Raw genomic sequence first — 20492 nt, 5'->3', positions numbered from 1 at the left:
GGTTCGGAGGCCGGGGACCCGGTTCGTACCTGGTACGGCGGCCGGGAGCCGGTTCTGCGGCAGACCTCCGAAGATTCACCAGGAGCCATTGAATGGCACGCGTTTCCGGTGTCGACATCCCGCGCGAAAAGCGCGTGGAGATCGCGCTCACCTACGTGTTCGGCATCGGCCGGACCCTCTCGAAGGAGACGCTGGCTGCGACCGGCGTCGACCCGAACACCCGCGTCCGCGACCTGACGGAAGAGCAGCTCGTCGCGATCCGCGAGTACGTCGACAACAACATCAAGACCGAGGGTGACCTCCGTCGCGAGATCCAGGCCGACATCCGCCGCAAGGTCGAGATCGGTACCTACCAGGGTCTCCGTCACCGTCGCGGTCTGCCCGTCCGCGGTCAGCGCACCAGCACCAACGCTCGTACCCGCAAGGGCCCGCGTCGCGCCATCGCCGGCAAGAAGAAGCCGGGCAAGAAGTAGTCCGCAGCGGACACCTGTCCACGGTCTTCGCTGTAGGACCGACCACCTCCCGTAGGAGTTAATAGATGCCCCCCAAGGGTCGTCAGGGCGCTGCCAAGAAGGTGCGCCGCAAGGAAAAGAAGAACGTCGCTCACGGCCACGCGCACATCAAGAGCACGTTCAACAACACGATCGTCTCGATCACCGACCCGTCCGGCAACGTGATCTCCTGGGCCTCCGCCGGCCACGTCGGCTTCAAGGGCTCCCGGAAGTCCACGCCGTTCGCCGCGCAGATGGCCGCCGAGTCGGCTGCCCGCCGCGCGCAGGAGCACGGCATGCGCAAGGTCGACGTGTTCGTGAAGGGCCCGGGCTCCGGTCGCGAGACCGCGATCCGTTCCCTCCAGGCCACGGGTCTCGAGGTCGGCTCCATCCAGGACGTCACCCCGACCCCGCACAACGGCTGCCGCCCGCCGAAGCGCCGTCGCGTCTGACGCACGGCTGCCTCGCGCAGGCTTGGGTTCCGGGCGGTACGGCTCTTCGGGGCCGTATCGCCCGTACCCTTGCAATACCCGCGTTTCACAGGGCGCGGTTTCCGTCGGACGTCAAATAGCGGGCGTCCACGAAAGAAGGATCTGATCCACACATGCTGATCGCTCAGCGTCCCTCGTTGACCGAAGAGGTCGTCGACGAGTTCCGCTCCCGGTTCGTGATCGAGCCGCTGGAGCCAGGCTTCGGCTACACCCTCGGCAACTCCCTGCGCCGTACGCTCCTCTCCTCGATCCCGGGTGCCGCCGTCACCTCGATCCGGATCGACGGTGTCCTGCACGAGTTCACCACCGTGCCGGGCGTCAAGGAGGACGTCACCGACCTGATCCTGAACATCAAGCAGCTGGTCGTCTCCTCGGAGCACGACGAGCCGGTCGTGATGTACCTGCGCAAGCAGGGCCCGGGTCTGGTCACCGCCGCCGACATCGCGCCTCCGGCCGGTGTCGAGGTGCACAACCCCGACCTCGTCCTCGCCACGCTCAACGGCAAGGGCAAGCTGGAGATGGAGCTGACCGTCGAGCGCGGTCGCGGTTACGTCTCCGCCGTGCAGAACAAGCAGGTGGGCCAGGAGATCGGCCGTATCCCGGTCGACTCGATCTACTCGCCGGTGCTGAAGGTCACGTACAAGGTCGAGGCCACGCGTGTCGAGCAGCGCACCGACTTCGACAAGCTGATCGTCGACGTCGAGACCAAGCAGGCGATGCGTCCGCGTGACGCCATGGCCTCCGCCGGCAAGACCCTGGTCGAGCTGTTCGGTCTCGCCCGCGAGCTGAACATCGACGCCGAGGGCATCGACATGGGTCCGTCCCCGACGGACGCCGCGCTGGCCGCCGACCTGGCGCTGCCGATCGAGGAGCTGGAGCTCACCGTTCGGTCGTACAACTGCCTCAAGCGCGAGGGCATCCACTCCGTGGGTGAACTCGTGGCGCGGTCCGAGGCCGACCTGCTCGACATCCGCAACTTCGGTGCGAAGTCGATCGACGAGGTCAAGGCGAAGCTGGCCGGCATGGGCCTGGCCCTCAAGGACAGCCCGCCCGGATTCGACCCGACCGCCGCGGCGGACGCCTTCGGCGCGGACGACGACGCGGACGCCGGTTTCGTCGAGACCGAGCAGTACTGAGAGTCCGGGCCTTCCGGTCCGTACTCGGGCGCGGGTGCGCCGCGGCTCGCCGCGCCGCTCCCCGCGCCCCTTCCGGGAGCGCCCCCCGCGGGGCAGCTCCCGGATCTCCGACAGGCGACCGCCTGCTCGGATACTGACTCCGGTACCTGATACGGCCGGGGCAGACACACAGGAGAAGAACCATGCCGAAGCCCACCAAGGGTGCCCGTCTGGGCGGCAGTGCCGCGCACGAGAAGCTGCTCCTCGCGAACCTGGCGAAGAGCCTCTTCGAGCACGGCCGCATCACCACCACCGAGGCGAAGGCCCGCCGCCTGCGCCCGTACGCCGAGCGTCTGATCACCAAGGCGAAGAAGGGTGACCTTCACAACCGCCGTCAGGTGCTCCAGGTCATCACGGACAAGAGCATCGTCCACACGCTCTTCACCGAGATCGGCCCGCGCTACGAGAACCGTCCGGGTGGTTACACCCGTATCACCAAGATCGGTAACCGCCGTGGCGACAACGCGCCCATGGCCGTCATCGAGCTGGTCGAGGCGCTGACGGTGCAGCAGAAGGCCGTGGGCGAGGCCGAGGCCGCGACCAAGCGCGCGGTCAAGGAGTCCGAGGAGGCCAAGGCCGAGGAGACCCAGGTCGAGGAGACCGAGGCTCCGGCCGAGGAGTCCAAGGACGCCTGAGGCTCTGCCTGAGCACGGCAAGCGGGTCCGCCCTCCGGGGCGGGCCCGCTTCCGCGTTTCCTGCCACGGCGCGGCCCTGAGAGGATTCCCACGTGAGTGACGAAGTGCAGCCCGGTTACGTCCGTGTCCGTCTTGATCTGTCGTACGACGGCACCGCCTTCCACGGCTGGGCCAAGCAGGCCGGCGGCCGGCGGACCGTACAGGGGGAGATCGAGGACGCCCTGCGGACGGTCACGCGGTCCAAGGAGACGTACGAGCTGACCGTGGCCGGGCGGACCGACGCCGGTGTGCACGCCCGGGGCCAGGTGGCGCACGTCGACCTGCCCGGGGAGCTGTGGCGCGAGCACCACCAGAAGCTGCTGAAGCGGCTGGCCGGCCGGCTGCCGAAGGACGTGCGGGTGTGGGCGCTGCGCGAGGCGCCGAGCGGGTTCGACGCGCGGTTCTCGGCGGTGTGGCGGCGGTACGCCTACCGGGTCACCGACAATCCCGGGGGAGTGGACCCCCTGCTGCGGGGCCATGTGCTGTGGCACGACTGGCCGCTCGACGTGGACGCCATGAACGAGGCCGCGCGGGCGCTGCTCGGAGAGCACGACTTCGCCGCCTACTGCAAGAAGCGCGAGGGCGCGACCACGATCCGTACGCTCCAGGAACTGAGCCTGGTCCGGGGCGGCGACGGGATCATCACCGCGACCGTGCGCGCGGACGCCTTCTGCCACAACATGGTGCGCTCGCTGATCGGCGCGCTGCTGTTCGTCGGCGACGGGCACCGGGGGCCCGAGTGGCCGGCGAAGGTGCTGGCCGCGGGCGTACGGGACTCCGCCGTGCATGTCGTACGGCCGCACGGGCTGACGCTGGAGGAGGTCGGCTACCCGGCGGACGAGCTGCTGGCGGCCCGCAGCAAGGAGGCCCGGAACAAGCGGTCGCTGCCCGGCCTTCCGGGATGCGCAACCTGTTAGCTTCGTCGCATTCCGCGTCTCGGCCTGCCCTTCCTTGGGACCAGGACTTCCTGAAGCACGCCCGGACGAGCGTGCCGCGCCGGCAGGGCCGGGCCGGGCGTACACCGCCGGGATGTCCGCCGCGCTGGCCGAGGGCGCCGAGGACGGGTCCAGGGTGACGTTGCGCACCCGGCCGGAGCCGGCGGTGCTGCGGCTGAAGCACCGGCGGGCGGCGCGGCTACCGGGCGGCGGCCTGTGCCTGGGCCTGGCCGCGGCGGTGGATCTGGTTCACGGTGAACTGGGCCAGGTCGTTGCCGGCGCCGAAGACGTCGGTGTCCTTCTTGGTGACGTCCTTGCCGGTGGTGAAGCCGGAGATCGTGAAGTAGGCGTAGCGGCCGTAGGCGTTGCGCGTGGAGCGGCAGAAGGCGCCGTCGCAGAAGGGCTTGACCCCGCCCTTGCCGAACAGCGAGCGGACGATCGACCGGTCGTCGGTCTGCGCCTTGGCCTTGGTGGCCTGCGCCGCGTTGTCGAAGACGGCGACGCCCACGGTGACCGCGATGTCGCCGTGGGTGTAGGTCGCGCGCATCAGACGGGTGCAGCCGTTGGCGGTGAGGATGCCCGGCAGGGTGCCGCCGGCCACGGAGGCACAGCCCGAGGTGTCGTCCGTGGTGCCCTTCTTGTACACGGTCTCGCCGACGGTGAGCTGCTTGCCGGGGAAGAGCGTGCCGGGGCCGAGCGGGGCGGTGTCCTTCTCGGCGCTGGAGATGAAGTCCTTCGGATCCAGCGGCGGCGGGGCGCTGGTCGGCGCGAAGGACGGCGTCGCGGTGGCGGAGCCGGGCAGGGAGGCGCTGGCGGGCAGGTTGCCGGGACCGGCCTCGGGATCACCGCCGTTCGCGGAGACCACGGCCACGGCCACCGCGGTGCCTATCGCGATGGTGGCCAGCGCCCCGCCGGCTATGAACAGCAGCCTGCGGCGCTTGTTCCGTGTCTCGGAGGCCTCGGCGAGCGCGGCCCAGTCGGGCGTCCCGTCGTCGTCTCCGCTGCTCCACGGCTGCTGGGAATGCGGTTTCCAGGGATCCCACTGAGACTGGGGTCCCCCCTGCCCGTAACTCATGGGGCGCATCTTAGACGGGGGGGCCGGGGACACGGGGGCCGTCCGGCGACCCGCCTCGTTTTGACCCGCCCGGGTGCCGCCCGGTAACCTACTTCTTCGTTGTGTATTGGCTTGCTCATTCTCACGGGACGGGCCCTTACACCGGTCCACCGGGCCGATGACCAGCGACCCCACACACGCGGTTTGCGTCGCCGCCGTGGGTCCAGGCTGTCGTGATCGTTTCGGTGACCTTGTTTAGGACCATTCACTCGAAGCGAAGGCTACGAACCGTGCGTACGTACAGCCCCAAGCCCGGCGATGTGACGCGCCAGTGGCACGTCATCGACGCTCAGGACGTTGTCCTGGGTCGTCTCGCCACCACTGCTGCGACCCTCCTCCGGGGCAAGCACAAGCCGATCTACGCTCCGCACGTCGACGCTGGTGACTTCGTCATCATCATCAACGCGGACAAGGTCCACCTGTCCGGCAACAAGCGGACCCAGAAGATGGCCTACCGCCACTCCGGCTACCCGGGTGGTCTGCGCTCCGTCCGCTACGACGAGCTGCTGGACAAGAACCCGGAGAAGGCCATCGAGAAGGCCGTCAAGGGCATGCTCCCCAAGAACTCCCTGGGCCGTCAGATGCTCTCGAAGCTGAAGGTCTACAAGGGTGACCAGCACCCGCACGCTGCCCAGCAGCCGGTGCCGTTCGAGATCACCCAGGTCGCGCAGTAAGTCCGGCCACCCCCTAAGACTGAACAGAATCTGAGGAGAATCGTGGCCGAGACCACTGCCGAGCAGCCGCTCGAAGAGCTTGACATCGACAGCTACACCACCGAGTCCGAGGTTCCCGTCGAGGGCGAGTACACCTCGGAGTCCCTGGCCTCCCGCTTCGGCGAGCCGCAGCCGGCCGCCGGCCTGGGCCGCCGCAAGAACGCCATCGCCCGCGTCCGGATCGTCCCGGGCACCGGCAAGTGGAAGATCAACGGTCGCACCCTCGAGGACTACTTCCCGAACAAGGTGCACCAGCAGGAAGTCAACGAGCCGTTCAAGGTCCTGGAGCTCGAGGGCCGTTACGACGTCGTCGCCCGTATCGCCGGTGGCGGTGTCTCCGGCCAGGCCGGCGCGCTGCGTCTCGGTGTCGCCCGTGCGCTGAACGAGGCCGACGTCGACAACAACCGCGGCCCGCTGAAGAAGGCCGGCTTCCTGCGCCGCGACGACCGCGCGGTCGAGCGGAAGAAGGCCGGTCTGAAGAAGGCCCGCAAGGCTCCGCAGTACAGCAAGCGCTAAGCTTCGCTGCCTGCTCGTACGTGGTACGGGCTTCGGCCCCGCGTACTCCGAACGCCCCGGCGGCACGCCACATGTGCCGCCGGGGCGTTCGCTTATCCCAGCCAAGGGCGTATAACGGCACAAGACGCTCAAAGGCTTGTGTGATCGGATGCCGGGCGCCTGCCACCCCGACGCGGCGCGGTCCGCTTCCGACATCGACGCTTCCTCAGGAGGACAAGTGGGACGACTCTTCGGCACGGACGGCGTGCGCGGTGTCGCCAACGCGGATCTCACGGCCGAGATGGCGCTCGGCCTCTCCGTCGCCGCGGCGCACGTACTGGCCGAGGCGGGCACCTTCGAGGGCCACAAGCCGACCGCGGTGGTCGGACGGGACCCGCGCGCGTCCGGGGAGTTCCTGGAGGCGGCGGTGGTGGCCGGTCTGGCCAGCGCGGGCGTGGACGTCCTGCGGGTCGGCGTGCTGCCGACGCCCGCGGTGGCGCACCTGACCGGCGCGCTCGGCGCCGACCTCGGCGTGATGCTGTCCGCCAGCCACAACGCCATGCCGGACAACGGCATCAAGTTCTTCGCCCGCGGCGGCCACAAACTCGCCGACGAGCTGGAGGACCGGATCGAGGCGATCTACGACTCCCACCGGCACGGCGAGCCGTGGCAGCGGCCGACGGGGGCCGGCGTCGGCCGCGTCCGGTCGTACGACGAGGGCTTCGAGCAGTACGTCGCGCATCTGCTGGCGGTGCTGCCCAACCGGCTCGACGGACTGAAGATCGTCCTGGACGAAGCGCACGGCGCGGCCTCGGGGGTCTCGCCGGAGGCGTTCGCCCGCGCGGGCGCCCAGGTCGTCACGATCGGCGCCGAGCCCGACGGGCTCAACATCAACGAGGGCTGCGGCTCGACCCACCTGGACCTGCTCAAGGCCGCGGTCGTCGAGCACGGCGCGGACCTCGGCATCGCGCACGACGGCGACGCCGACCGCTGCCTGGCCGTGGACCACACCGGCGAGGAGGTCGACGGCGACCAGATCCTCGCCGTGCTCGCGCTGGCGCTGCGGGAACGGTCCGCGCTGCCGGGCGACACCGTGGTGGCCACCGTGATGTCCAACCTCGGCTTCAAGCTGGCGATGGAGCGCTCGGGCATCCGGCTGGTGCAGACGGCCGTGGGCGACCGGTACGTCCTGGAGGAGATGAAGGAGCACGGCTACGCCCTCGGCGGCGAGCAGTCCGGGCACGTCATCATCCTCGACCACGCGACCACCGGCGACGGCACGCTGACCGGCCTGCTGCTGGCGGCGCGGGTCGCGCAGACCGGCCGTACGCTGCGGGAGCTGGCCTCCGTCATGGAGCGGTTGCCGCAGGTCCTCATCAACGTGCCGGACGTGGACAGGTCGCGGGTGCGGACGTCCGCGGACCTCGCCGCCGCGGTCACCGAGGCGGAGCGCGAACTCGGCGACACCGGGCGGGTGTTGCTGCGGCCGTCGGGGACGGAGCCGCTGGTGCGGGTGATGGTCGAGGCCGCGGACATCGAGCAGGCCCGGTCGGTCGCCGGACGGCTGGCCGACGCGGTCAAGGCGGCGTTGGGATAAGCGCGGACCGTCGGGGCGGGGGCACGGCCCGCGCCCCTCACGGGCGTTGGCGCCGGCACCTCCAGAAGTACTTCTGGGCGAGCAGGGTGACGGTCGCCGCCAGGACGATGCCCAGCAGGTTCAGCAGGAGCTGGACGGTCGAGCCGCTGGTCTGTGACATGTCGCCGTAGGCCAGCGCCACCGCCGCGTTGGCCGCGGCCGGGACCGTGGTCACCGAGATGGCCACGCCCACCAGCGCTCCCGATTTCGCGGAGGTCAGCGAGAGGGTGCCGGCGATGCCGGCCAGGACCGCCACGATGAACGAGAAGGCGTCGGGGGCGTACACGAACGCGGTGCTGGGCCGCTTCCCCTCCAGGTCGGACCGGTGGAAGAGGTCGAGGGCGTCCATGAGCACGGCGAAGCCGACCGTCACCGCCATCGCCACGGCGAAACCCACCAGCAGCGCGGTCAGCGACCGCAGCGCCAGCCGCGGCCGGCGCCGTACCAGCGCCGTGCTGACGCCGGCCAGCGGGCCGAACTCCGGGCCCACCGCCATCGCGCCCACGATCAGGATCGCGTTGTCCAGGACGACACCGCAGGCGGCGATCATCGTGGCCAGCGTGATGAACGCGAGGTAGGTGACCGTCAGGGTCGACTCCTCGTGGGTGGCCTCGGTCAGGCCCTCCCACAGCACCGCGTCCGCGCCCTCGCCGGGCGCCTCCTCCTCGGCCTCCTCGGCCCGCCGGGACAGCGACAGGCCGATGTCCTCCACGGCGATGGAACCGGTGTCCTCCAGGCCCAGGCGCCGTAGCCCGGCGATGAGTTCGTCACCCGCCTCGCGGGCCACGTCGCACAGCACGAGGTCGCCGGCCGGGTCGCGGGCGGCGCCGGGCAGGACGACGAGGTGGGTGGTGCCGACCGTCCGCCCGATCAGCCCCACCACCTCGTCCGTCGTCCCGGCCGGGGTGATCAGACGCAGATGCAGCATGCGCCCATCCAACCGGACCGGCTACAGCTTGCGCAGCCGCAGCCGCTGCACCTTGTGGTCCGGGCCCTTGCGCAGGATGAGGGTGGCCCGGCCGCGGGTCGGCGCGATGTTCTCCACCAGGTTCGGCTTGTTGATGGTCCGCCAGAGCATGCGCGCGTAGTCCAGGGCCTCCTCCTCGGAGACCTGGGTGTACTTGCGGAAGTACGAGGACGGGTTCTGGAAGGCCGTCCGGCGCAGCTTGCGGAAGCGGCTCAGGTACCAGCGCTCGATGTCCTCGGCGCTCGCGTCGACGTACACGCTGAAGTCGAAGTAGTCGGCGAGACCGACGCGGGTACGGCCGTCCTTGCCGGGCAGGGCGGGCTGGAGGACGTTCAGGCCCTCCACGATGAGGATGTCGGGCCGGCGGACCACGAGCCGTTCGTCCGGCACGATGTCGTAGATGAGGTGGGAGTAGACCGGCGCGGTCACCTCGCCCTTGCCGGCCTTGATGTCGGCGACGAACCGGGTCAGGGCCCGGCGGTCGTAGGACTCGGGAAAACCTTTCCGCGACATCAGGCCGCGGGCCTCCAGCTCCCGGGTGGGCAGCAGGAAGCCGTCCGTCGTCACCAGCTCCACGCGGGGATGCTCGGGCCAGCGGGACAGCAGGGCCTGGAGCAGACGGGCGACGGTGGACTTGCCGACGGCCACGGAGCCGGCGACACCTATCACGAACGGGGTGCCGGACTGGGAGCCCTTTTCCCCGAGGAAGGTGTTCAGCGCGCCGCGCAGGCCGTCCGTGGCGCCGACGTAGAGGTTGAGGAGCCGGGAGAGCGGGAGGTAGATGTCCCGCACCTCGTCCAGGTCGATGACGTCACCGAGCCCGCGGAGCTTCTCCACCTCCTCGGCGGTGAGCGGCAACGGCGTCTTGTCGCGCAGCGCGCTCCACTCGGCGCGGGTGAGATCGACGTAGGGAGTCGCCTCCGGCCTGTGCCGGTGGGCGCTCCGGGGCATCGAGGAGACCGGTGAGATCACAGTCCATTGTTAACGGAGTTTGAACGGGGTGGCGGGGTGGGGTGCGTCACGTGTCCGTCCGCAGGGGAGACGGCGTTCGTCCCGAGGAGCCCGGGGAGGAACGCCGTCCGTGCCGCCACGCCCGCTCGACCAGGTACTTGACGGAGTCCACGACGTACTCGCCGTACCGGAGAGCCGATCCGATGGCCTCCAGCCTCTGGTACTGCTCCGGTGACAGCGAACCGTCCGGCGCGCCCGTCATCGCTCTCAGCAGCACCCGGAACGCCAGGTCCGGGGTGCAACGGCGCGCGCAGTCGACGAGTGCCGCCCGCACCTCGGGCCCAGGAACCGCGCCGCCTCGATCTCGGCGACGACCGCGTCCAGGCAGGCCATGCCGTCCTCGGCGTCCGCGCCCGTGAACGGACGCACCTCCGTGCCCGCCGACAGCCGTGCGTCACACAGTCCGACGAGCGTCCGGGTCCACGCGGCTCCTCCTCCCAGGGGCGCCAAGCCCGGCATGTACTGCGCTCCGGCGTACCAGAGCACCTCCAGCACCGGCGAGGAGAGGCTGCCGAGGGCGCGTGCGTCCCGGCGTACCGCCAGGACCTCTTCGTCCTCCGAGGCCGCGAGATACTCGGCGACGACCTCGGCGGCCGAGTCCCCGTCGTACATCCAGTCCTGATGGAACAAACCCATCACCGACGGCACACCGAAGTCGAACTCCGTGAAACGTGGCACCTTGCCCCTCACTCCCTCAGGTCGGACAGCACCTCTGCACAAAGGGTCTTCGTACGACGGTGGGAATTTCTGATTCCGGGCAGGGTGCGGCCGTTTCTGGTCGGTTGTGGCGCTTAGGCTGCCGCTCATGTGCGGAATCGTGGGATACGTAGGGTCACAGTCGGCACTGGATGTCGTGATGGCCGGGTTGAAGCGGCTGGAGTACCGGGGCTACGACTCGGCGGGTGTCGCCGTGCTCGCGGACGGGGGGCTGGCCGCCGCGAAGAAGGCCGGCAAGCTGGTCAACCTGGAGAAGGAGCTGGCCGAACGGCCGCTGCCGGCCGGCTCCACCGGTATCGGGCACACCCGCTGGGCCACCCACGGCGGCCCCACGGATGCCAACGCGCACCCGCACCTGGACAACGCCGGACGGGTCGCCGTGGTGCACAACGGCATCATCGAGAACTTCGCGGTGCTGCGCGCCGAACTCGCCGAGCGCGGGCACGCGTTGGCGTCCGAGACGGACACCGAGGTCGTCGCGCACCTGCTCGCCGAGGAGTTCTCGGCCACCGCCGACCTCGCCGAGGCCATGCGGCTGGTGTGCCGCCGGCTGGAAGGCGCCTTCACCCTGGTCGCGGTGCACGCCGACCAGCCGGACGTGGTGGTCGGCGCCCGCCGCAACAGCCCGCTGGTGGTGGGCGTCGGCGAGGGCGAGGCGTTCCTGGCCTCCGACGTCGCCGCGTTCATCGCCCACACCCGCTCCGCCATCGAACTGGGCCAGGACCAGGTGGTGGAGCTGCGCCGGGACGGTGTCACGGTCACCGGCTTCGACGGCCGCCCGGCCGACGTCCGCTCCTACCACGTGGACTGGGACGCCTCGGCCGCCGAGAAGGGCGGCTACGACTACTTCATGCTCAAGGAGATCGCCGAGCAGCCCAAGGCGGTCGCCGACACCCTGCTCGGCCGCATCGACCCGTCCGGCTCGCTGACCCTGGACGAGGTGCGCATCAGCCCCTCCGAACTGCGCGAGGTCGACAAGGTCGTCATCGTCGCCTGCGGTACGGCCTTCCACGCCGGCCTGATCGCCAAGTACGCCATCGAGCACTGGACCCGGATCCCCTGCGAGGTGGAGCTGGCCAGCGAGTTCCGCTACCGGGACCCGATCCTGGACGGCCGCTCCCTGGTGATCGCCATCTCCCAGTCCGGCGAGACCATGGACACCCTGATGGCGCTGCGGCACGCCCGCGAGCAGGGCTCCAAGGTGCTGGCGATCTGCAACACCAACGGCTCCACCATTCCGCGCGAGTCCGACGCCGTGCTGTACACGCACGCCGGCCCCGAGGTCGCCGTCGCCTCGACCAAGGCGTTCCTCACCCAGCTCGTCGCCTGCTACCTGGTCGCCCTGTACCTCGGCCAGGCGCGCGGCACCAAGTGGGGCGACGAGGTCCGCGCGGTCATCAAGGACCTGTCCCGGATCTCGGACGAGGTGGAGCGGGTCCTGGAGACCATGGAGCCGGTCCGGGCGCTGGCCCGCACCCTGGCGACGAAGAACACCGTCCTCTTCCTCGGCCGGCACGTCGGCTACCCGGTGGCCCTGGAAGGCGCGCTGAAGCTGAAGGAACTGGCCTACATGCACGCCGAGGGCTTCGCCGCCGGCGAGCTGAAGCACGGGCCCATCGCGCTGATCGAGGAGGACCTGCCGGTGGTGGTGGTCGTGCCCTCGCCGCGCGGCCGGTCCCTGCTGCACGACAAGATCGTCTCCAACATCCAGGAGATCCGCGCGCGCGGCGCCCGCACCATCGTCATCGCGGAGGAGGGCGACGAGACGGTGGTCCCCTACGCCGACCACCTGATCCGCATCCCGGCCACGCCGACGCTCCTCCAGCCGCTGGTGGCCACCGTGCCGTTGCAGGTCTTCGCCTGCGAGCTGGCGACGGCCCGCGGCAACGAGGTCGACCAGCCCCGCAACCTGGCGAAGTCCGTCACGGTGGAGTGAGCCGGCGGGAAACGGGACGGGGCGGACGGCCGATCGCCGTCCGCCCCGGACACTCCGCTCGGCCCGAACGGGCCGGCGGTCACCAGTTGATGCAGGTCTTCGGAACCCAGCCGGTCTTCTTGTCGCCGCCGTAGAGCCACAGGTTGCTCTTCTTGCCGCAGGCGGTGTACGAGCCGCCCTTGTACGCCTTGCCGTCGTTGCAGAGCGCGCCCGTGCGGCCCTTGCCCCAGATGCCGACGGCCGTGGCGGACGTCTTCGGGGAAGTGCGGACGTTGACGGTCTCCTTGGCCTTGACGTTGACGATCGCCTTGCTGCAGTCCCTCGGCAGGGACGCCGCGGAGGCGGCACCGGCGCCGGCGACGGTGCCGGTGAGGGCCGCGCCGACGAGAGCGGCGGTGGTGAGCGCGCTGCCCAGGAACCTCGACTTCAAGATCTTGTCCTCCCGTTGTGTACAGGGCGCCGCGCCGATACACGCGCAACGCCGGTCATCCGGAAGGTTACTGGGGACCTGGCCGACGGTGATCTTGAGGGCGTCGTACGCGGGTGCTCAGTGGACGGACAGGCCGCCGTCCACGTGGACCGACTGGCCGGTGACGTAGGCGGAGGCGCGGCTCGCCAGGAACACGGCCGCGCCCGCGAAGTCCTCGGCCAGGCCGTTGCGGCCGGTCATCGTGCGCGCGGCCAGGGCCGCCACGCGCTCCGGGTCGGCCGACAGCCGCGCGTTGAGCGGGGTCATCACGAAGCCCGGCACCAGGGTGTTGCTGGTGACCCCGTACGGCGACCAGGCCTCGGCCTGCGAGCGGGCCAGCGACTCCAGCGCGCCCTTCGACACGCCGTACGCGCCGCTCTGCACGAACGCCCGGTGCGCCTGCTGGGAGCTGACGTGGATGATCCGGCCGAAGCCCCGCTCGGCCATCCCCGGCCCGAACCGCTGTCCCAGCAGGAACGGCGCCTCCAGATTCACCGCCATGGTGGCGTCCCACACGTCCTCGCCCAGCTCCGTGAGATGCGGACGCAGGTTGATCCCGGCCGAGTTGACGAGGATGTCGGGCTCCCCGAACACGGCCGCCGCGTCCTCGGCGGCCGAGCGCACCCCCTCCCGGCTGCCCAGATCGCCGCTCACCCAGGCCGCCCGGCAGCCGTCGGCCGTCAGCTCCGCGACCGTGTCGGCCAGTTCCTCCTTGCGCCGGGCCACGATCACCACCCGCGCCCCGGCCCGCGCCAGGGCCCCCGCGATGGCGCGCCCGATGCCCGAGCTGCCTCCGGTCACCAGCGCGACCCGGTCGTCCAGCGAGAACAGGCCGGAGAGATAAGCGTTCGATGAGGTCATGCGCGCAGCGTAGGCGACGTGGTGTCGCCGGGACGCCGTCGGCAGGGGTCGTAGGGTGCTCGCCATGAGCATCATCGGGGTGGGCATCGACGTCGCCGAGATCGATCGGTTCCGGGCGTCACTGGAGCGGACGCCAGGGCTGGCGGCCCGCTTGTTCGTGGAGCCGGAGCTGCTGCTGCCCAGCGGGGAGCGGCGCGGCATCGCCTCACTGGCGGCCCGGTTCGCCGCCAAGGAGGCGCTGGCCAAGGCGCTGGGGGCACCGCCGGGACTGCACTGGACCGACGCCGAGGTGTACGTGGAGGACAGCGGGCAGCCGCGGCTGCGGGTGAAGGGCACGGTGGCCGCGCGCGCGGCGGACCTGGGCGTCCGGGCCTGGCACCTCTCGCTCAGCCACGACGCCGGTGTCGCCTCGGCCGTGGTGATCGCCGAGGGCTGACCGTCTCGGCGCGCGGGTGTGGACGGCGGGGATTCCGGGGCAGACTCGGTGCCATGCGTACTGCGTACAGCGTGGAGACGGTAAGGGCGGCCGAACGGGCCCTGATGGCGCGGCTTGCCGAGGGCGCGCTGATGCAGCGGGCCGCCGCCGGGCTGGCCGCCGCCTGCGCCGGACTGCTCGGGCGGGTGTCCGGCAGCCCGGTGGTGCTGCTGGTCGGCAGCGGGGACAACGGCGGGGACGCCCTGTACGCGGGGGCCCGGCTGGCCCGGCGCGGCGCCGGGGTGACCGCCGTGCTGCTGGCGCCCGAACGGACCCATGCCGCAGGGCTCGCCGCGCTGCGCCGGGCGGGCGGGCGGACCGTCACGGCGGACCGCGCCGAGGCGGCGATCGCCCGGGCCCGCCTGGTCGTGGACGGGATCGTCGGCATCGGCGGCAAGGGCGGGCTGCGGCCGGACGCCGCCCGGCTCGCCGAGGCGGTGGCGCGCTCCGAGGCGGCCGTCGTCGCCGTGGACCTGCCCAGCGGCGTCGACGCGGACACCGGCGAGGTGCGGGGGGCCGCGCTGCGCGCCGACCTGACCGTCACCTTCGGCGCGTACAAGCCCGGACTGCTGGTGGATCCCGCGCGGGAGTACGCCGGAGTGGTCCGGTTCGTCGGCATCGGCATCGAACCGCCGCCCGCCGACGCCGTACTCCAGGCCCTGCAACACGCCGACGTGGCACGGTTGTTGCCGACGCCGGAGGCGGAGAGCGACAAGTACCGGCGCGGGGTCGTCGGGATCGCGGCGGGCTCGGCGCGGTACCCGGGCGCGGCCGTGCTGGCCGTGTCCGGGGCGCTGCGCGGCGGGGCCGGGGCCGTACGGTACGTCGGCCCGGCCGCGGACGCGGTCCTCGCGCGCTTCCCGGAGACCCTCGTCTCCGACGCCGGACCCGCCGGGGCCGGGCGGGTGCAGGCGTGGGTGACCGGGCCGGGCGCCGGGGACGACGCGGCGACCGTGGCCGAGGTGCTGGCGACGGACGTGCCTGTGCTGCTCGACGCGGACGGGCTGCGGCTGGCCGACCGGGACACGGTACGGCGGCGTACGGCGCCGACGCTGATGACCCCGCACGCCGGGGAGGCCGCCGCGCTGCTGGGGGTGCGGCGCGAGGAGGTCGAGGCCGGCCGGCTGGCCGCGGTGCGCGAACTGGCCGCGGGCTACCGGGCCACGGTCCTGCTCAAGGGCTCCACGACGCTGGTCGCCGGCCCCGGCGGCGGACCGGTACGGGTCAACCCCACCGGCACGCCGTGGCTGGCCACGGCCGGCAGCGGCGACGTGCTCTCCGGCCTCGCCGGCTCCCTGCTGGCGGCCGGACTGGACGCGCTGGACGCCGGGAGCGTGGCCGCCTACCTGCACGGGCTGGCGGGCCGGTTCGCCGCGAACGGCGCCCCGGCCGGAGCGCACGACGTGGCATCCCGCATCCCGGACGCCTGGCGGAACGTACGGGACTGAGGCACCGCGCCACCGGGGCCGGGACGGACACCGGCGGCCGGCTTCGAGGCGCCGCGCTTCCGGGTCCGCGCGGGCGCTGGTGGTTGCCGGGCCGTGTGGGTGCGGGTCGGGGTGCCGCGTTGCGGGGTCTTGCCGGGGGTTGGTGGCCGCTGGAGCACGCGGGTTGGGGGCGTGGGCTCTCCGGGGCCGACCGGGACACCGTGCTCGTGGTGCCCGGCCGGGCGCCGGGTGGCCGTGGGGCCGTGGGGCTGGGTGCGGCCCTTGCGGGTCCGCGCGGGCCCCGGTGGCTGCCGGACCGTGCGGGACCGGGACTCCGCTCTCGTGGCCTGGTCGGGTGCCGGTGGTCGCTGCGCCCTGCGGGGCGGGGTGGTGCCCTCGCGGGGTCTGCCCGGGCGTGGTCGTGCGGGGCCGCCCTTTCGGGGGTGTGCCGGTGGCGCCGGGGGCCGGTGGTGGGCTCTGAGAGACTGGGGCGCGATGACTGAGACAGCAGCTGAGCCGACCGCCGCCCTGCGCGCCCGCGCCGAGATCGATCTGGGCGCCCTGCGCGCCAATGTGCGCGCCCTGCGCGCCCGGGCGAAGAGCGCCGCCGTGATGGCCGTCGTCAAGTCCGACGGCTACGGTCACGGCGCGGTGCCGTGCGCCCGTGCCGCCCTCGCGGCCGGCGCCACCTGGCTCGGCACGGCCACCGCCGAGGAGGCCCTCGCACTGCGCGCCGCCGGGCTGACCGGTCGCATGCTGTGCTGGCTGTGGGCGCCGGGCGGCCCCTGGCGGCAGGCCGTCGAGGCCGACATCGACGTGTCGCTCAGCGGCATGTGGGCGCTGCGCGAGGTCACCGCCGCCGCCCGCGCGGCCGGCCGGCCCGCGCGCGTGCAGCTCAAGGCCGACACCGGGCTCGGCCGCAACGGCTGTCAGCCCGGCGCCGACTGGGCCGAACTGGTCGGCGCCGCCCTGCGCGCCGAGGCCGAGGGTCTGGTCCGCGTCACCGGACTGTGGTCGCACTTCGCGTGCGCCGACGAGCCCGGGCACCCCTCCATCGCCGCCCAGCTCGCCCGCTTCCGGGAGATGGTGGCGTACGCGGAGGAGCGCGGCGTACGGCCCGAGGTGCGGCACATCGCCAACTCGCCGGCCACCCTCACCCTGCCCGACACCCACTTCGACCTGGTCCGTACGGGCATCGCGATGTACGGCGTCTCGCCCAGCCCGGAGCTGGGCACCCCGGCGGACTTCGGGCTGCGCCCGGTGATGACGCTGAGCGCCTCGCTGGCCCTGGTCAAGCACGTCCCGGGCGGCCACGGCGTCAGCTACGGCCACCACTACGTCACCCCCGGCGAGACCACTCTCGGCCTGGTGCCGGTCGGCTACGCGGACGGCATCCCGCGGCACGCCTCGGGCACCGGACCGGTGCTGGTCGACGGCAAGTGGCGGACGGTCGCCGGACGGGTCGCCATGGACCAGTTCGTGGTGGACCTCGGCGGCGACGAGCCGCCGGTGGGTACCGAGGCGGTGCTCTTCGGACCGGGCGACCGGGGCGAACCCACCGCCGAGGACTGGGCGCAGGCCTGCGGCACGATCGCGTACGAGATCGTCACCCGCATCGGCACCCGGGTTCCCCGCGTCTACGTGAACGAGCGGCAAGCCGGGTAACCCGTCCCGGTGACGGCCCGCACTTACGGTCCCACCGGTGGTACCCGGTCCCGCCCGCACCCCGGCGGCACCGTCCGTCTCACCCATCCAGGCGAACCCAGCAGGCGAAGAGGAGCGGTACGTGAGCGAGAGCAGCGCGGAGGCCGTGGCGGACGTCGTCGCCTCGGCGGCCGCCGTCTCCGCCGCGCGGGCGGCCGGGAGCTGGCGCAGGGCGACCGGTATCGCCGGTGCCGCGCTGGGCGTCCTCGCCGCGGGCGCGGCGGCCGGTGTCGCCGTGGAGCGGATGACGGTGGGGCGCGGGATACGCCGCAAGGCCCGGCTGGCGCTGGACGCGACGGGCCCGTACGGCACCCTGCGCGGCACTCCAGGCAAGGCGTACGCCGACGACGGCACCGAGCTGTACTACGAGGTCGACGAGACCGGGTCCGACCCGGAACCCGACGTCTCCCCGCGCCGGCGCCGGCTGTTCGGCCGCAAGGCGCCCGCCCCGGTCACCGTCGTGTTCTGCCACGGCTACTGCCTCAGCCAGGACTCCTGGCACTTCCAGCGGGCCGCCCTGCGCGGAGTGGTGCGGACCGTGCACTGGGACCAGCGCAGCCACGGCCGGTCCGGGCGGGGCGTGGCCCAGACCCGGGACGGGGCGCCGGTCACCATCGACCAGCTCGGCCGGGACCTGAAGGCCGTGCTCGACGCCGCCGTCCCCGACGGCCCGGTGGTGCTGGTCGGCCACTCGATGGGCGGGATGACGGTGATGGCGCTGGCCGCCCGGTATCCCGAGCTGATCCGGGACCGGGTGGTCGCGGCCGCCTTCGTGGGCTCGTCGTCCGGAAGGCTCGGCGAGGTCAACTTCGGGCTCCCGGTGGCCGGCGTCAACGCGGTGCGCCGGATCCTGCCCGGAGTGCTCCGGGCGCTCGGCCAGCAGGCGGAACTGGTGGAGAAGGGGCGCCGGGCCACCGCCGACCTGTTCGCCGGGATCATCAAGCGGTACTCGTTCGCGGGCCGCGACGTCGACCCGGCGGTGGAACGGTTCGCCGAGCGGATGATCGAGTCCACCCCGATCGACGTCGTCGCCGAGTTCTACCCGGCCTTCGCCGACCACGACAAGACCGAGGCGCTCGCCTGCTTCCGCGACGTCCCGGTGCTGGTGCTCGCCGGAGTGCGGGACCTGGTCACGCCCAGCGAGCACAGCGAGGCCATCGCCGACCTGCTGCCCGACGCCGAGCTGGTGCTCGTGCCGGACGCCGGGCACCTGGTGATGCTGGAGCACCCGGAAGCGGTCACCGACCGGCTCGCCGACCTGCTCACCCGCGCGGGCGCGGTGCCCGCAGGGGCTACCGTAAGTGGCTATGGAACGACCAGCAGCACCAGCAGCGCACGAGGCCGCTGAGACCCGTCTGACGATCACCTCCCCCGAGCAGATGCGGGAGCTGGGCCGACGGCTGGCCGAGCTGCTGCGCGCGGGCGACCTGGTGATGCTCAGCGGGGAACTCGGCGCGGGCAAGACGACCCTGACCCGCGGGCTCGGCGAGGGGCTCGGCGTACGCGGCGCGGTGACCTCGCCGACCTTCGTGATCGCCCGGGTGCACCCGTCCCTCGGCGACGGCCCGCCCCTCGTGCACGTCGACGCCTACCGCCTCGCCGGCGGCCTGGACGAGATGGAGGACCTGGACCTCGACGTCTCGCTGCCCGACTCGGTGATCGTCGTGGAGTGGGGCGAGGGCAAGGTCGAGGAGCTGACCGAGGACCGCCTCCAGGTCACCATCCACCGCGCGGTCGGCGACACGACGGACGAGGTCCGGCACGTGACGCTGACCGGGCTGGGGGAGCGGTGGTCGGGGGCGGGGCTGGAGACACTGACGGGCTGAGCGCCGTCACCGGATCACCACGACCGGCACCCCGATGGTGGCGAACCGCCACATCGCGTCGCCGTCCGTCCGGCTCTCCCGGATCCCGCCCGTCTTGACGCTCGGCTCGGCCGGCATCGCCGACCCGCTGTGCACCGCCGCGCTGAACCCGATCACCACCCCGTCCACGCTGGTGAACCGGACCACGTGCTCGACGGGCAGCCCGTCCGTGCCGGTGGCCGTGTGGGAGCGGGAGCTGACCCAGTACGTGCCCGGCGCCGGGTCGACGCTGCCCGGCCGCACCGTGAAGGTGCGCTGCACCCGGTTGCCGGGGGTGACCAGCCAGACCCGGTCGTCGTCCACCGAGTACACCACCCGTTCACCCGATCCGGAGCCGCTCGGCAGGGCGGTCGGGTGATGCCGGTCCCGGGGCGCCTTCGCCTTCGCCGCCGCGGACGCGCTCGCCGCCGGCCCGTCGCGCAGCACGGCCGGCACGGTCGCCTGGGCGCGGAACGCCAGGAAACCGACCGTTCCCAGGGCCGCCGCGGTGAGGCCGGCCACGATCGCCGAGCTGGTCCCTGCCACCTGCGCCCACCTCTGCTTCACGTCCGATTCGGGTTATATGCCGTATTGATTCAGATTCATCCAGACCGTAGCAGCCGGTGGCCGTTCGTCCCCGGCGGCCGTGCGCGAGCCGCGGGCGCCGTAGGCTGTTCGCGTGCTCTTGCTCGCTCTGGATACCGCAACACCCGCCGTCACCGTCGCGCTGCACGACGGCACGGACGTCATCGCCTCGTCGAGCCAGGTGGACGCGCGCCGGCACGGAGAGCTGCTGCTGCCGGCCGTCGACCGGGTCCTCACCGAGGCCGGACTGAAGCTGGAGGCCGTCACCGGCATCGTCGTCGGCACCGGGCCCGGTCCCTACACCGGCCTGCGCGTCGGCCTGATGACCGCCGACACCTTCGGCCTGGCGCTCGGCGTCCCGGTGTACGGCGTGTGCACGCTGGACGGCCTCGCCTACGCCGCCGACATCGAGAAGGGCCCCTTCGTCGTGGCGACCGACGCCCGGCGCAAGGAGGTCTACTGGGCGACCTACGCCGACTCCCGCACCCGGCTGACCGATCCGGCCGTGGACCGTCCCGCCGACATCGCCGAGCGGGTCGCGGGCCTCCCGGCGGTCGGCGCCGGCGCGCTGCTCTACCCGGACACCTTCCCGAGCGTCCACGAACCCGAGCACGTGTCCGCCGCCGCGCTCGCCGCGCTCGCCGCCGAACGGCTGGCCGCGGGCGTGGAACCGCCCGCGCCCCGGCCGCTGTACCTGCGCCGCCCGGACGCCCAGGTCCCCAAGAACTACAAGGTGGTCACCCCCAAGTGACACAGCCGGCACCTCCCCGAC

The 20492-nt window shown here is 72.3% G+C and carries 23 protein-coding genes; 15 read left to right on the top strand and 8 right to left on the bottom strand.

What is annotated here, in order from left to right:
• The first annotated feature begins 92 nt into the window (after positions 1-92).
• The 5 genes from rpsM (at position 93) to truA (ending at position 3748) form a co-directional block, all read left to right on the top strand.
• Entirely contained in the window at positions 93-473 is a 381-nt protein-coding gene (rpsM, locus tag SCK26_RS15300) for a 30S ribosomal protein S13 (RefSeq protein ID WP_067240336.1), read from the top strand.
• Positions 474-538: 65 nt separating this feature from the next.
• The gene (gene rpsK / locus SCK26_RS15295; RefSeq protein WP_003956432.1) at positions 539-943 is read left to right on the top strand and encodes a 30S ribosomal protein S11; all 405 of its coding nucleotides are present in this window, start codon (positions 539-541) and stop codon (positions 941-943) included.
• 152 nt (positions 944-1095) lie between these two features.
• On the top strand, positions 1096-2118 hold the full coding sequence (locus SCK26_RS15290; RefSeq protein ID WP_003966937.1) for a DNA-directed RNA polymerase subunit alpha: 1023 nt from the start codon (positions 1096-1098) through the stop codon (positions 2116-2118).
• A gap of 182 nt (positions 2119-2300) precedes the next feature.
• Positions 2301-2792, top strand: coding sequence for a 50S ribosomal protein L17 (rplQ, locus tag SCK26_RS15285; protein ID WP_318201878.1), 492 nt, complete (start codon positions 2301-2303; stop codon positions 2790-2792).
• A gap of 92 nt (positions 2793-2884) precedes the next feature.
• Positions 2885-3748, top strand: a complete 864-nt coding sequence (gene truA, locus SCK26_RS15280; protein ID WP_318201877.1) for a tRNA pseudouridine(38-40) synthase TruA — start codon at positions 2885-2887, stop codon at positions 3746-3748.
• A 217-nt stretch (positions 3749-3965) separates the two neighbouring features.
• On the opposite strand, the gene SCK26_RS15275 is transcribed toward truA, so the two are convergent.
• On the bottom strand, positions 3966-4841 hold the full coding sequence (locus SCK26_RS15275) for a hypothetical protein (RefSeq protein WP_318201876.1): 876 nt from the start codon (positions 4839-4841) through the stop codon (positions 3966-3968).
• 269 nt (positions 4842-5110) lie between these two features.
• Here SCK26_RS15275 and rplM point away from each other — a divergent pair, with 269 nt between their 5' ends.
• From rplM to glmM, 3 genes are all read left to right on the top strand, one after another.
• The gene (rplM, locus tag SCK26_RS15270) at positions 5111-5554 is read left to right on the top strand and encodes a 50S ribosomal protein L13 (RefSeq protein WP_014674395.1); all 444 of its coding nucleotides are present in this window, start codon (positions 5111-5113) and stop codon (positions 5552-5554) included.
• A gap of 42 nt (positions 5555-5596) precedes the next feature.
• A complete protein-coding gene (gene rpsI, locus SCK26_RS15265) occupies positions 5597-6109 on the top strand; it encodes a 30S ribosomal protein S9 (protein ID WP_146463584.1) in 513 nt (170 codons plus the stop codon).
• 217 nt (positions 6110-6326) lie between these two features.
• Positions 6327-7685 (top strand): phosphoglucosamine mutase, encoded by a 1359-nt coding sequence (gene glmM / locus SCK26_RS15260; RefSeq protein WP_318201875.1) that lies wholly within the window; start codon positions 6327-6329, stop codon positions 7683-7685.
• Positions 7686-7722: 37 nt separating this feature from the next.
• On the opposite strand, the gene SCK26_RS15255 is transcribed toward glmM, so the two are convergent.
• The 4 genes from SCK26_RS15255 to SCK26_RS15240 form a co-directional block, all read right to left on the bottom strand.
• Complete coding sequence (locus SCK26_RS15255) at positions 7723-8652, bottom strand: DUF389 domain-containing protein (protein WP_318201874.1); 930 nt, start codon at positions 8650-8652, stop codon at positions 7723-7725.
• A 21-nt stretch (positions 8653-8673) separates the two neighbouring features.
• Entirely contained in the window at positions 8674-9642 is a 969-nt protein-coding gene (coaA, locus tag SCK26_RS15250) for a type I pantothenate kinase (RefSeq protein ID WP_412080852.1), read from the bottom strand.
• A 67-nt stretch (positions 9643-9709) separates the two neighbouring features.
• Complete coding sequence (locus SCK26_RS15245) at positions 9710-9904, bottom strand: hypothetical protein (RefSeq protein ID WP_318201872.1); 195 nt, start codon at positions 9902-9904, stop codon at positions 9710-9712.
• A gap of 5 nt (positions 9905-9909) precedes the next feature.
• Entirely contained in the window at positions 9910-10380 is a 471-nt protein-coding gene (locus tag SCK26_RS15240; protein ID WP_318201871.1) for a hypothetical protein, read from the bottom strand.
• Positions 10381-10507: 127 nt separating this feature from the next.
• Between SCK26_RS15240 and glmS the strand changes: the two genes are divergently transcribed.
• Entirely contained in the window at positions 10508-12355 is a 1848-nt protein-coding gene (gene glmS / locus SCK26_RS15235; protein ID WP_318201870.1) for a glutamine--fructose-6-phosphate transaminase (isomerizing), read from the top strand.
• Positions 12356-12434: 79 nt separating this feature from the next.
• On the opposite strand, the gene SCK26_RS15230 is transcribed toward glmS, so the two are convergent.
• Complete coding sequence (locus tag SCK26_RS15230) at positions 12435-12785, bottom strand: hypothetical protein (RefSeq protein ID WP_318201869.1); 351 nt, start codon at positions 12783-12785, stop codon at positions 12435-12437.
• A gap of 117 nt (positions 12786-12902) precedes the next feature.
• Entirely contained in the window at positions 12903-13685 is a 783-nt protein-coding gene (locus tag SCK26_RS15225; RefSeq protein WP_318201868.1) for an SDR family NAD(P)-dependent oxidoreductase, read from the bottom strand.
• 64 nt (positions 13686-13749) lie between these two features.
• Here SCK26_RS15225 and SCK26_RS15220 point away from each other — a divergent pair, with 64 nt between their 5' ends.
• From SCK26_RS15220 to tsaE, 5 genes are all read left to right on the top strand, one after another.
• Entirely contained in the window at positions 13750-14121 is a 372-nt protein-coding gene (locus SCK26_RS15220; protein WP_318201867.1) for a holo-ACP synthase, read from the top strand.
• Between the two features lie 53 nt (positions 14122-14174).
• Positions 14175-15608, top strand: coding sequence for an NAD(P)H-hydrate dehydratase (locus SCK26_RS15215; protein WP_318201866.1), 1434 nt, complete (start codon positions 14175-14177; stop codon positions 15606-15608).
• A gap of 474 nt (positions 15609-16082) precedes the next feature.
• Positions 16083-17252 (top strand): alanine racemase, encoded by a 1170-nt coding sequence (gene alr, locus SCK26_RS15210; protein WP_318201865.1) that lies wholly within the window; start codon positions 16083-16085, stop codon positions 17250-17252.
• 121 nt (positions 17253-17373) lie between these two features.
• Positions 17374-18639, top strand: a complete 1266-nt coding sequence (locus SCK26_RS15205) for an alpha/beta hydrolase (RefSeq protein ID WP_318201864.1) — start codon at positions 17374-17376, stop codon at positions 18637-18639.
• A complete protein-coding gene (gene tsaE, locus SCK26_RS15200; RefSeq protein ID WP_318201863.1) occupies positions 18599-19117 on the top strand; it encodes a tRNA (adenosine(37)-N6)-threonylcarbamoyltransferase complex ATPase subunit type 1 TsaE in 519 nt (172 codons plus the stop codon). The genes SCK26_RS15205 and tsaE overlap by 41 nt, the downstream gene beginning before the upstream one ends.
• Positions 19118-19123: 6 nt before the next feature.
• Here tsaE and SCK26_RS15195 read toward each other — a convergent pair whose 3' ends face one another.
• Complete coding sequence (locus SCK26_RS15195) at positions 19124-19681, bottom strand: hypothetical protein (protein ID WP_318201862.1); 558 nt, start codon at positions 19679-19681, stop codon at positions 19124-19126.
• Positions 19682-19814: 133 nt separating this feature from the next.
• Here SCK26_RS15195 and tsaB point away from each other — a divergent pair, with 133 nt between their 5' ends.
• The gene (gene tsaB / locus SCK26_RS15190; RefSeq protein WP_318201861.1) at positions 19815-20471 is read left to right on the top strand and encodes a tRNA (adenosine(37)-N6)-threonylcarbamoyltransferase complex dimerization subunit type 1 TsaB; all 657 of its coding nucleotides are present in this window, start codon (positions 19815-19817) and stop codon (positions 20469-20471) included.
• Positions 20472-20492: the final 21 nt, after the last annotated feature.

Source organism: Streptomyces sp. SCL15-4, from assembly GCF_033366695.1.
GTDB lineage: Bacteria > Actinomycetota > Actinomycetes > Streptomycetales > Streptomycetaceae > Streptomyces.
This window is presented reverse-complemented; position numbering and strand designations above follow the sequence as displayed.